10 protein-coding genes are annotated in these 11,456 nt (G+C 70.7%); 7 read left to right on the top strand and 3 right to left on the bottom strand.

Annotated elements, in window-relative coordinates; all coding sequences use genetic code 11:
- The first annotated feature begins 173 nt into the window (after nt 1–173).
- The 3 genes from P1P70_RS26160 to P1P70_RS26150 all read left to right on the top strand — a co-directional run bounded on the left by P1P70_RS26160 (nt 174) and on the right by P1P70_RS26150 (nt 5,512).
- On the top strand, nt 174–2,831 hold the full coding sequence (locus tag P1P70_RS26160) for an alpha/beta fold hydrolase (RefSeq protein ID WP_319241844.1): 2,658 nt from the start codon (nt 174–176) through the stop codon (nt 2,829–2,831).
- A complete protein-coding gene (locus tag P1P70_RS26155) occupies nt 2,828–3,724 on the top strand; it encodes an ABC transporter permease (RefSeq protein ID WP_319241842.1) in 897 nt (298 codons plus the stop codon). Before P1P70_RS26160 ends, P1P70_RS26155 begins: the two co-directional genes overlap by 4 nt.
- 159 nt (nt 3,725–3,883) lie before the next feature.
- Complete coding sequence (locus P1P70_RS26150) at nt 3,884–5,512, top strand: vWA domain-containing protein (protein ID WP_319241840.1); 1,629 nt, start codon at nt 3,884–3,886, stop codon at nt 5,510–5,512.
- 43 nt (nt 5,513–5,555) lie between these two features.
- Here P1P70_RS26150 and P1P70_RS26145 read toward each other — a convergent pair whose 3' ends face one another.
- Entirely contained in the window at nt 5,556–6,203 is a 648-nt protein-coding gene (locus P1P70_RS26145; RefSeq protein WP_319241838.1) for a chorismate mutase, read from the bottom strand.
- 121 nt (nt 6,204–6,324) lie between these two features.
- Here P1P70_RS26145 and P1P70_RS26140 point away from each other — a divergent pair, with 121 nt between their 5' ends.
- The gene (locus P1P70_RS26140; RefSeq protein ID WP_319241836.1) at nt 6,325–8,250 is read left to right on the top strand and encodes an AMP-dependent synthetase/ligase; all 1,926 of its coding nucleotides are present in this window, start codon (nt 6,325–6,327) and stop codon (nt 8,248–8,250) included.
- A gap of 91 nt (nt 8,251–8,341) precedes the next feature.
- Here P1P70_RS26140 and P1P70_RS26135 read toward each other — a convergent pair whose 3' ends face one another.
- Both P1P70_RS26135 and P1P70_RS26130 read right to left on the bottom strand, forming a co-directional pair.
- On the bottom strand, nt 8,342–8,749 hold the full coding sequence (locus P1P70_RS26135) for a rodlin (protein ID WP_319241834.1): 408 nt from the start codon (nt 8,747–8,749) through the stop codon (nt 8,342–8,344).
- A gap of 112 nt (nt 8,750–8,861) precedes the next feature.
- Nucleotides 8,862–9,272 (bottom strand): rodlin, encoded by a 411-nt coding sequence (locus P1P70_RS26130; RefSeq protein ID WP_319241832.1) that lies wholly within the window; start codon nt 9,270–9,272, stop codon nt 8,862–8,864.
- Nucleotides 9,273–9,529: 257 nt separating this feature from the next.
- Here P1P70_RS26130 and P1P70_RS26125 point away from each other — a divergent pair, with 257 nt between their 5' ends.
- The 3 genes from P1P70_RS26125 to P1P70_RS26115 form a co-directional block, all read left to right on the top strand.
- Nucleotides 9,530–9,940 (top strand): rodlin, encoded by a 411-nt coding sequence (locus P1P70_RS26125; protein WP_319241830.1) that lies wholly within the window; start codon nt 9,530–9,532, stop codon nt 9,938–9,940.
- A gap of 248 nt (nt 9,941–10,188) precedes the next feature.
- Nucleotides 10,189–10,446, top strand: coding sequence for a chaplin (locus P1P70_RS26120; RefSeq protein ID WP_319241828.1), 258 nt, complete (start codon nt 10,189–10,191; stop codon nt 10,444–10,446).
- A 110-nt stretch (nt 10,447–10,556) separates the two neighbouring features.
- Nucleotides 10,557–11,456 (top strand): chaplin (locus tag P1P70_RS26115; protein WP_319241826.1); only part of this gene is annotated, 900 nt, incomplete at its 3' end.

The following is an 11,456-nucleotide window of genomic DNA, read 5'->3' as shown; positions in this document are numbered from 1 at the left end:
GCCCCTGGGGATGGGAAGGGTAGGGGCGGCGGGGGCGACTTATCAGGTTGCTGTCAGCCATCGACGTACCGCACCCGCTGTATGCCGAATTCCTCCCGTACGACCGTGGGATGCCCCACTCTTCCCCCCTGAGGGGGCCCTGGGGCACCACCACGGCCCCGTACCGTTGACGCATGGATCTTCGACTGACCGGACCGCGACTGCGCGGAGCGCTGCGGCGGAGGCCGCGGCGGACCGTCGCCGCCGCGGCCGCCGTCGTCGTGCTCGCCGGGGCCGGTACCTGGACGGCCACCGCCTCGGACGAAGCGGCGCCGGTGAAACGCGCCGACCAGGCCATGGAGACGGCCGAGGGCGTACGCATCGACACCTCGTACTTCACCTCCGGCGGTGACGGCCGCCGTCCGGCCGTCCTGCTCGGCCACGGCTTCGGCGGCAGCATGAACGACGTCCGCGAGCAGGCCGAGGACCTCGCCCGCGACGGCTACGCGGTGCTGACCTGGTCCGCCCGCGGCTTCGGCAAGTCGACCGGCAAGATCGGGCTCAACGACCCCGAGGGCGAGGTCGCCGACGTCTCGAAGCTGATCGACTGGCTGGCGGAACGCCCCGAGGTGCAGCTCGACAAGAAGGGCGACCCCCGCCTCGGCATGGCCGGCGCCTCCTACGGCGGAGCGATCGCCCTGCTGACCGCCGGGTACGACGACCGCGTCGACGCCATCGCGCCCGCGATCACGTACTGGAACCTGGCGGACGCCCTCTTCCCGAACGGCGTCTTCAAGAAGCTGTGGGCCGGGCTCTTCGTCAACACCGGCGGCGGCTGCGAGAAGTTCGAGACCCAGCTGTGCGAGATGTACCAGCGCGTCGCCGAGTCCGGACAGCCTGACGCGGAGGCCGTGAAGCTGCTCGACGCGCGCAGCCCCGAGGCCGTCGGCGACCGCATCAAGGTGCCCACCCTGCTGATGCAGGGCCAGACCGACTCCCTCTTCCCGCTCGGCCAGGCCGACGCCGCCGCCGAGGCGATCAAGGCCAACGGCGCTCCCGTGGACGTCGACTGGATCTCCGGCGGTCACGACGGCGGCGACATGGAGACCAGCCGCGTCCAGGCCCGCACGGACGCCTGGTTCGACCGCTACCTCAAGGACGACAAGGACGCCGACACCGGCTCCGCCTTCCGCGTCACCCGCACCCTCGGTGCCGGATCCGGCGACGGCGAACCCCGCCTCGCCGGCACCACCGACGACACCTACCCGGGCCTGGAGAGCGACCCCACGAAGATCGCCCTCGCCGGCCGCGAGCAGAGCTTCGAGAACCCGGCCGGCTCCAACCCGCCCGCCATCTCGGCCCTGCCCGGTCTCGGCGCCGCCGGCGGCCTCGCCCAGCTCTCCTCGCTCGGCGTCAGCATCTCCCTGGACTTCCCCGGCCAGTTCGCCGCGTTCCAGTCGAAACCCGTCGCCGACGACCTCCAGATCACCGGCTCGCCCACGGCGACGGTCCACGTCAAGTCGACCAGCGAGGACGCCGTCCTCTTCGCCAAGGTGTACGACGTCGGTCCGGACGGCAGGTCCCAGGTCCTGCCGTCCCAGCTCGTCGAGCCCGTGCGCGTCGAGGGCGCCAAGTCCGGCAAGGACGTGACGCTCACCCTCCCGGCCGTCGACCACGACCTCGACGACGGCCACAGCCTCCGTCTGGTCCTCGCCTCCACCGACCTCGGCTACGCCTCCCCGACGACACCGGCGACGTACACCGTCTCCCTCAAGGGCGACCTGGAGGTGCCCACGCCGCTCGGCAGTGCCGACCGCACGGACGTGCTGCCCGCCTGGGTCTGGTACCTGCCGATCGCCGGCGCGGTGATCGCCGCAGTCCTGCTGGTCACCGGCCGCCGCCGGATCGTCACCCCGGCCCCCGACCCGGCGCTCGCCGAGGTCCCCCTGGAGATCACCGACCTCAGCAAGAAGTACAAGAACGGCGACCGCTACAGCGTCCGCGACCTCTCCTTCCGTGTCGAGAAGGGCCAGGTCCTCGGCCTGCTCGGGCCGAACGGCGCGGGCAAGACGACGACCCTGCGCATGCTGATGGGCCTGATCCAGCCCGACGGCGGCCAGATCCGGGTCTTCGGCCACGCGATCGTGCCGGGCGCCCCGGTCCTCTCCCGCGTCGGCGCGTTCGTCGAGGGCGCGGGCTTCCTCCCGCACCTCTCCGGCCGCGAGAACCTGGAGCTGTACTGGGCCGCCACCGGCCGCCCCGCCGAGGACGCGCACCTCGACGAGGCCCTGGAGATCGCCGGTCTCGGCGACGCCCTGGCCCGCGCGGTCCGCACCTACTCCCAGGGCATGCGCCAGCGCCTGGCCATCGCCCAGGCCATGCTCGGCCTGCCCGACCTGCTGATCCTCGACGAGCCGACCAACGGACTCGACCCGCCGCAGATCCGCGAGATGCGCGAGGTCATGATCCGGTACGCGGCCGCCGGCCGCACGGTCATCGTCTCCAGCCACCTGCTGGCAGAGGTCGAGCAGACCTGTACGCATCTGGTCGTCATGGACCACGGGCAGCTCGTTCAGGCGGGCCCCGTGAGCGAGATCGTCGGCTCCGGCGACACGCTGCTGGTCGGCACGTCCGAGCCCGTGGACGAGCCGCTCGTCGAGAAGATCGCCGCCCTGCCGGGCGTCGACTCGGCCGTCCGCGCCGACGAGGGCCTGGTGGTCCGCCTCGGTGCCGACGGCAGCGCCCAGCGCCTCGTCGCCGAACTCGTACGGCTGGAGGTCCCCGTGTCGTCGGTCGGCCCGCACCGCCGCCTCGAAGACGCCTTCCTCACCCTGATCGGAGAGCACGCATGAGCACGCTGACCGAGCGTGCCGAGCACGCACAACCCGGGTCCCCGCGGCCCGTCGAGGTCGCCGACGGCTACAGCGCCGGCCGTACCCTCCCCCTGAGGGTCGAGCTGGTCCGCCAACTGAAGCGCAGGCGCACGATGGTCATGGGCGGCATCCTGTTCGCCCTGCCCCTCGTGCTGCTGATCGCCTTCCAGGTCGGCGGCTCGCCCGGCGAGGGCAACAACCGGGTCAACCTGATGGACACGGCGACGGCGTCCGGCGCGAACTTCGCCGCGGTGAACCTCTTCGCCGCGGCGGGCTTCCTCCTCGTCATCCCCGTCGCACTGTTCTGCGGCGACACGGTCGCCTCGGAGGCCAGCTGGTCCTCCCTGCGCTACCTCCTCGCCGCGCCCGTGCCCCGCGCCCGCCTGCTGTGGTCCAAGCTCGTCGTCGGCCTCACCCTCAGCCTCGCGGCGCTGGTGCTGCTGCCGGTCGTCGCGCTCGCCGTCGGCACGGCCGCCTACGGCTGGGGCCCGCTGGAGCTGCCGACCGGCGGTGAACTCGCCACCGGCGCCGCCACGCAGGCCCTGGTGATCACCGTGGCGTACATCTTCGTGTCCCAACTGGTCACCGCCGGTATGGCGTTCTGGCTGTCCACCCGGACCGACGCACCGCTGGGCGCGGTCGGCGGCGCCGTCGGCCTCACCATCGTCGGCAATGTGCTCGACTCGGTGACCGCCCTCGGTGACTGGCGCCACTTCCTGCCCGCGCACTGGCAGTACGCCTGGCTGGACGTCGTCCGCCCGCAGCCCGAGTACACCGACATGATCCAGGGCGTCTCGGTTTCCATAACGTACGCCCTGGTCCTGTTCGCCCTGGCCTTCCGGGGTTTCGGCCGCAAGGACGTCGTCTCCTAGGTCAACGGAAGATCACCTACCGGTCTCGACGGGCCCCCGCCGTGGCCGCTTCGAGACGCATCCGCAACTCCCCGTAGCGCACATCCGGGCCCCCCGCGCCGTCACAGTCACAACAGTCGCCCACAGGAAGGCGGCAGACGACGTGGCTAGGGGGCCCGGATGCACACGTATCGCAGGACCAGTCCGACGGCGAGGCCGCGGCCGACGACACCACGACACCGGCGACGGCTCGGCACCGCGCTCCTCGCCCTGGGCACGGCCGGCGCCCTCCTCCTCACCGGGTGCAGCGGCGGCGCCGACGGGCGGGGCAACTCCTCCTCGTACGACCGGGGAAAGGGCGAGAACCGCCCCGAGGACGGCTTCCCGGCCCCCGCCCCCGAGGGCACCGGCCCCCGCGAACGGGGGGAGGGACAGACGGACGAGGAGTCCCGGGACAGCGCCCCGACCCCCGACGACTTCCTGTCCACCTTCGCCCTCGACGTCGACACCGCCTCCTACGGCTACGCCCGCCGCACCCTGGCCGACGGCAGCCTGCCCGACCCGTCGACCGTCCGCCCGGAGGAATTCGTCAACAGCTTCCGCCAGGACTACGAACGCCCCGACGGCGACGGCTTCTCGGTGACCGTCGACGGCGCCCGGACCACCGGCGACGGCGAGGACGGGTCCTGGTCCCTGGTCCGCGTCGGTCTCGCCACCCGAGCCGCCGGGGACGACGGCGAGCGTCCGCCCGCCGCCCTCACCTTCGTCATCGACGTCTCCGGCTCCATGGCCGAACCGGGCCGCCTCGACCTCGCCCAGGAAGCCCTGCGCACGATGACGAACCGGCTGCGCGACGACGACTCGGTAGCCATCGTCACCTTCAGCGACCAGGCCGAGACCGTGCTGCCGATGACCCGCCTCGACGACGACCGGGACGAGGTCCTGGACGCGGTCGACAGCCTGGAGCCCACCGACTCCACCAACCTCGCGGCGGGCGTCGAGACCGGTTACGAGACCGCTGTCGACGGCCTGCGCAAGGGCGCCACCAACCGGGTCGTCCTGCTCTCCGACGCCCTCGCCAACACCGGCGCCACCGACGCCGACACCATCCTCGAACGCATCGCCGGCGAACGCCGCGAGCACGGCATCACCCTCTTCGGCGTCGGTGTCGGCAGCGACTACGGCGACGACCTCATGGAACAGCTCGCCGACCGGGGCGACGGCCACACCACCTACGTCTCCACCGAGGAGGAGGCCGAGGAGGTCTTCTGCGAGGAACTCCCGCGCCACGTCGACCTCACCGCCCGCGACGCCAAGGTCCAGGTCTCCTTCGACCCGGCGACGGTCGAGGAGTTCCGCCTGATCGGCTACGACAACCGGCAGGTCGCCGACGAGGACTTCCGTGACGACCGCGTCGACGGTGGCGAGGTCGGCCCCGGCCACACCGTCACCGCCCTCTACGCCGTCCGCACCGAGGACGGCACCGACGCCGGTCACCTCGCCACCGCCACGGTCCGCTGGCTCGACCCCGACACCCGTACCCCGCACGAGGAATCGGCCGGCCTGGAGGCCTCGAACCTCCACGGCGGCCTGTGGACCTCCGCGCCGTACGGCCTCCAGGTCGCCGCCGTGGCCGCGTACTTCGCCGACGCACTCCGCCAGGAGAACGGCCGCTGGACCGACCTCCCGGCCCGCCCCTCGCTGAGCCGGCTGGGCCACCGGGCGGACGACCTGGCCCAGGACCGTGCGGACAAGGACCTCCGCGCCCTGGCCGAGGCGATCAGGACGGCGGAGGACCTGATGGGTTAGGAACTAATGGGCCAGGACCCCAAGGTGCCAAACACTCAAGGGATCAGGAGCTGACGGGGTGGGCCCTCGGCACGCAGACCGAGGGCAGCGCCCGCACCAGCCCCTCCCCGTGCAGCCGGTCCAGCCGGTGTTCGACCGCGGACCGTACCGCCGCCACCCGCAGCCGGGGCCCGCACGAAGCCCCGGCCCGCGACGACTCCGTCTCCTGGAGCGCGCTCAACACCTCGGTGGTGATCCGGTCGAGCACCGGCCGCACCTCCTTCACCAGATCGGGCCGCTCGGTGGGCCGCTCCCCGGGATGCGCGTCCCACCGGGCGTAAAGGCCGCGCTGCACCAGCTTGTTGGCCTCGATCTGGTCGCGGAAGACCGCGGTGACGGCGTCCGGATCGAGGCCGAGCCCGACGGCCCGCGCCGCCACGTCGTCCAGGATCGCCTTCTCCCGTACGGGATCGTCGATGGGTGTGGCCGTCCCGTACTTCGCCGCCGCGACCTTGTCCGCCACGAGCAGCCGCTCGGCGAACAGATCCGTCAGCACGGTGAGCGACCGGGCGCCCGCGACCGTACGAAGGGGAGTGGCAGAGGAATCGGTCGCGGAGGAATCGGTGGCGGTGGCCGGTGCGACACCGGTCAGCACCACGACGGACGAGACACAGACGGATATCAGGACGGACCTGAGGAGTGGGGGGCGCATGATCCACGCCTATCACACGCGCCCCACCCGCCCCCCGGAGCCGGGCGAAACCCTTGAAATTCTCTTACTTACGGGTAAGTTGACTCGCCGGTAATGTAGGAGTCGGCCTCGGGAGCCGTGAATGGGCGTACGCAAGGACCTGAACCGGGCGAAGCAGCGCGGCGCCCTGCTCGACCGGGTCGAGGTCGAGGTCGTCAAGGACGCGCGGGGAGTCGTCCGCGAGGCACGCACGCCCGCCCTGGCTCCCCGCCCCACCGGCGGCAGCATTGCCGACCTCCCCTTCCGCAACGCCACGGAGGCCCCGGACGCCGTCGTCCTGCGCCACGCCGACCGCCACGGCACCTACCAGCCGGTCACCGCCACCGCCTTCGCCCGCGAAGTCACCGCCACCGCCAAGGGGTTGATAGCCGCCGGGCTCGAACCCGGCGGCCGGGTGGCGGTGATGTCCCGCACCCGCTACGAGTGGACCGTGCTCGACTTCGCCGTCTGGGCGGCCGGCGGCCAGTCCGTCCCCATCTACGCCACGTCCTCGCCGGACCAGATCGAGTGGATCGTCCGCGACTCCGGCTGCCGTTTCGTGGTCGTGGAGAGCCCCGAGAACGCGGAGGCCGTCGCCACCGCCACCGCCCGCCACTCCCAGCCCCCGCACGTCTGGCAGATCGACCGGGAGGCCCTCGCCCACCTCGCCGACCTGGGCCGGGGCGTCCCCGACGACGAGGTCACCAAACGCCGCGCCGCCCTCACCCCCGACACGGCGGCGACCATCTGCTACACCTCCGGCACCACCGGCCGCCCCAAGGGCTGTGTCCTCACCCACGCCAACCTCCACGCGGAGGCCGCCAACACGGTCGAACTGCTCCACCCGATCTTCAAGGAGATCTCCGGCCAGGTCGCCTCCACCCTCCTCTTCCTCCCCCTCGCCCACATCCTCGGCCGCACGATCCAGATCGCCTGTCTCCTGGCCCGCATTGAGATCGGCCACTGCCCGAGCATCAAGCCCGACGAACTCCGGCCCGCCCTCAAGAAGTTCCGCCCCACCTTCCTGGTCGGTGTCCCGTACCTCTTCGAGCGGATCCACGCCACCGGCCGCGCCACCGCCGAACGCCTGGGCCGGGGCGCCTCCTTCGACCGCGCCCACCGCCTCGGCGTCCGCTTCGCCCGCGCCCATCTGGACAGGTTCCTGGACCGGGGCCCCGGCCCGACCCCGGGTCTGCACGCCGCCTGGGCCCTGTACGACCTGCTGGTCTACCGCCGCGTCCGCAAGGAGCTCGGCGGCCGGGTGCGCTACGCCATCAGCGGCGGCTCCCCCCTCGACCGCGACCTCAACCTCTTCTTCTACGCCGCCGGGATCATCGTCTACGAGGGCTACGGCCTCACCGAGACCACCGCCGCCGCCACCATCGTCCCGCCGCTGAAGCCCCGCCCCGGCACGGTCGGCCAACCCGTCCCCGGCACCGCCGTCCGCATCGCCGACGACGGGGAGGTCCTCATCAAGGGCGGCATCGTCTTCGGCACCTACTGGAACAACCCGGTCGCCACCGACGCCGCCCTCACCGACGACTGGTTCGCCACGGGTGACCTCGGCGCGCTCGACGAGGACGGCTACCTCACCATCACCGGCCGCAAGAAGGACATCCTCGTCACCTCCGGCGGCAAGAACGTCTCCCCGGCCGTCCTGGAGGACCGGCTCCGCAGCCGTCCCCCGGTCGGGCAGTGCATCGTCGTCGGCGACAACCGCCCCTTCGTCGCCGCCCTCATCACCCTCGACCCCGAGGACGTCACCCACTGGCTGCACGTCCGCGGCATGTCCCCGGACACCCCGCTCGCCGAGATCGTCACCGACCCCCGGATGCGCGCCGACGTCCAGCAGGCCGTCGACTACGCCAACCAGGCCGTCTCCCGCGCCGAGTCCATCCGCGAGTTCAAGCTGGTGGAAGGCGAGTTCAGCGAGGAGAACGGCCTGCTCACCCCGTCCATGAAGGTCAAGCGCCACGCGGTCACGGCGGCGTACGCGGCGGCGATCGAGTCGCTGTACGCGAAGAAGTGAGCGACGGCCGGGACACTCCTCCGCGCACGTGAAAGCGGGCCGCCGAAGAACTCGGCGACCCGCTCGTGTCCGTCCGTTGGTGGCGTCGGTGTTACTTGCCGCCGTCCTTGCCGTTGCCGTTGTCCGAGAGGATCGGGATGTCGGACAGGATGTGCGAGAGCGGCTCGTCACCCTTGGCCTGGGTGGAGTTCTCGGTGCACTGCTGGTTCTGCGGGGCCGACAGGATCGGGATGTCCTGGAGCGCGACTCCGAGGGCGCCGATGCCGCCGAGGTTCAGCTTGGCCGGCAGACCGATGCAGGGCTTGTTCAGCGAGCCCTGGACCAGCGAGAGCTGAGGGCTCATGTCGCCCTTGGTGACGGAGTTGCCGAACGCCTGGTGGGCGCCGTTACCGCTGAAGGACGTGGTGCCACCGTCGTCGGCGAGCGCCTGGGGCGCGGCGGCGGCCGCGAGGCCCGTGATGGAAGCGGCAACAGCCGCGGTAGCCCACAGCTTCTTCATGTTCGAACCCTTTCGGAAAGCGGACTCCGTTGCGGAGTTGCGCCCTGATCAACAGGGCATCCAGCCAACGGTTGCGTTGATTGCGCCTTTTGGAGCAATAGGCGGCTTATCGTCAGTGCTTGCCGTCGCCGTTGCCGTTGTCCGAGAGGATCGGGATGTCGGACAGGATGTGCGAGAGCGGCTCGTCACCCTTGGCCTGGGTGGAGTTCTCGGTGCACTGCTGGTTCTGCGGGGCCGACAGGATCGGGATGTCCTGGAGGGCGATGCCGCCGATGAGCCCGGCGCCTCCGAGGTTGGCCTTGAGCGGCAGGCCGATGCACGGCTTGTTCAGTGAGCCCTGGATCAGCGCCATCTGCGGGCTCATGTTGCCGTACGTGGCCGAGTTTCCGTACACCTGGTGGGCGTCGTTCCCGCTGAAGGACGTGGTGCCACCGTCGTCGGCGAGCGCCTGGGGTGCGACGGCCGCCGAGGCTCCGACGGCGGAGGCGGCGATTGTCGTCACGGCCATAATCTTCTTGATCACTTGTGATTCCCCTTCTGGACGGACCCCGTTTTCCACCGGAGCGTCATGGACAACTCGTCCCCGGACTTTCCGGTTGCTCTGATTCACTCAGTCGGCCCACATGAAGAGTGGGCGCGGGGCGTGCGCAGACAGGCTGATGCGCGGGAATGCGCGGACACGAGCGGGCCGAATGAGTGACCTTCCGAAACCCGTGTGGGCGCGTCGCCGTTGCTGCCAGCGTCTAGGGACCCGCGGGTCCGCCAGGAAAGGAACGCGAAATGCTCAAGAAGGCAATGGCCGCGGTCACGGTCGCCGCTTCCATCACGGGCCTCGCGGCCGCCGCCGCGCCCCAGGCGCTCGCCGACGACGGTGGCACCACGTCCTTCAGCGGTAACGGCGCCCACCAGGCGTTCGGCAACTCCGTCACCAAGGGCGACATGAGCCCTCAGCTCTCGCTGGTCCAGGGCTCGCTGAACAAGCCGTGTGTCGGTCTGCCGCTCAAGGCCAACATCGGCGGTCTCGGACTGCTCGCCGGGCTCGCGGCCCAGGACATCCCGATCCTGTCCGCGCCGCAGAACCAGCAGTGCACCGAGAACTCCACCCAGGCCAAGGGTGACGAGCCCCTCTCGCACATCCTGTCCGACATCCCGATCCTCTCGGACAACGGCAACGGCGGCGGCAAGAACTGATCGGAATATCGTCAGACGACTCGGGTTGGGCGCGATGCGTTCGGCCCGAGTTGTTCGTCTGTCCCCGGGCCCGCCATTCGGGTGCGGTCGATATGCCTTTCCGATCATCTCGCGGGGCGATTGGGTGAATTACCCTACGCTCCGCGTTCGGAAGTTTCTTCCGATGTCTATTCCTCGTTCCACAGGCTGCAGGTCATGATGCGAGCCGTCCATGCTGTGCTCGCTCGGTTTCGGCCGTCAATCAGGGCATGACCGCAGAGAAGGGAAATGACGTGAAGCTCAAGAAGAGCGCTGTCGTCGTCGCCGGCGCGATCATGGCCGTGTGCATGGCCACCCCGGCCTTTGCCGACGCCGAGGCCAAGGGTGCCGCCATCGGGTCCCCGGGTGTCCTCTCGGGGAACGTGGTTCAGGTCCCGATCCACATCCCCGTCAACGTGTGCGGTAACTCCATCAACGTCATCGGTCTGCTCAACCCGGCAGCCGGCAACGTGTGCGTCAACGACTGACGTCGTAACGCCTCGCACCAGCCGCTCGGCGGTGCCTCAGCCGGTCTTGGAGTGTCCTCAACGGCTCCAAGGCCGGCTTTTCCCACTTCTTCGAGCAGGAAGAACACGAGATGCGACAGACCCTGCGCAAGAGAATGGTCGTGGCCGCCGCGACGACGGGCCTGCTGTCCCTCTACGGCACGCCGGTCCTAGCGGACACGGGCGCGCACGGGGCCGCCGCGAACTCGCCCGGCGTAGCTTCGGGCAACGCGGTCGAGGTGCCGGTCACCGTTCCGGTGAACGTCTGCGGCAACACCGTGGATGCCGCCGCCATCGGCAACCCGTCCGTCGGCAACGCGTGCGGCAACGCCGGCGACCACGCCCCGGAGAGCACCGAGAGCACCAAGAGCACCGGCAGTGGCAAGAGCGCTGAGAGCGTTCAGAGCGCCGAGAGCGTCCCTGATCGTCATGCCGCTCCGGTCGCGGAGCCCGTGTACACGCCGGCCCCCGCGTCCGCACCCGAGGAGTCGGTCTCCTCGGCTCCGGAACCCGACGACTCCTGGGCGGCGCCGTCATACGAGGAGTACGTGGAGCCCGACGCGCACCAGGGGTCCGACGCGTACCAGGGGCCCGACGAGCACACGGAGTACGACGGGGGCACGGCGTACGACGAGGGTGCGGCGTACGAGGAGGGTGCGGCGTACGAGGAGTCCACGCAGGACTGGGACGAAGGCGGATACGGACACCAGGACGACTCCCCGGGCGGCTACGGCGACCAGCCGAACGACGAGGAGCCCGAGGGCGGTTACGGCGACCATCCGCCGACGAACCCGCCCACCAAGCCCCCGCACCCGACCAAACCGCCGACGAATCCGCCGACGAAGCCTCCGCACTCCACGCACCCGCCGACGAAGCCTCCGCACTCGACGAATCCGCCGACGAAGCCTCCGCACTCGACGAATCCGCCGACGAAGCCTCCGCACTCGACGAATCCGCCGACGAAGCCTCCGCACTCGACGAATCCGCCGACG

Source organism: Streptomyces sp. MB09-02B (genome assembly GCF_033794485.1).
Classification (GTDB): domain Bacteria; phylum Actinomycetota; class Actinomycetes; order Streptomycetales; family Streptomycetaceae; genus Streptomyces.
The sequence above is the reverse complement of the archived record's forward strand: the minus strand, read 5'-3'. Positions and strand labels throughout refer to the sequence as shown.

Bases quoted from the DNA above. Each gene is read 5' to 3' on its own strand.
- P1P70_RS26160 (WP_319241844.1), top strand. From the start codon at position 174: ATGGATCTTCGACTGACCGGACCGCGACTGCGCGGAGCGCTGCGGCGG.
- P1P70_RS26155 (WP_319241842.1), top strand. From the start codon at position 2,828: ATGAGCACGCTGACCGAGCGTGCCGAGCACGCACAACCCGGGTCCCCG.
- P1P70_RS26150 (WP_319241840.1), top strand. From the start codon at position 3,884: ATGCACACGTATCGCAGGACCAGTCCGACGGCGAGGCCGCGGCCGACG.
- P1P70_RS26145 (WP_319241838.1), bottom strand. From the start codon at position 6,203: ATGCGCCCCCCACTCCTCAGGTCCGTCCTGATATCCGTCTGTGTCTCG.
- P1P70_RS26140 (WP_319241836.1), top strand. From the start codon at position 6,325: ATGGGCGTACGCAAGGACCTGAACCGGGCGAAGCAGCGCGGCGCCCTG.
- P1P70_RS26135 (WP_319241834.1), bottom strand. From the start codon at position 8,749: ATGAAGAAGCTGTGGGCTACCGCGGCTGTTGCCGCTTCCATCACGGGC.
- P1P70_RS26125 (WP_319241830.1), top strand. From the start codon at position 9,530: ATGCTCAAGAAGGCAATGGCCGCGGTCACGGTCGCCGCTTCCATCACG.
- P1P70_RS26120 (WP_319241828.1), top strand. From the start codon at position 10,189: ATGACCGCAGAGAAGGGAAATGACGTGAAGCTCAAGAAGAGCGCTGTC.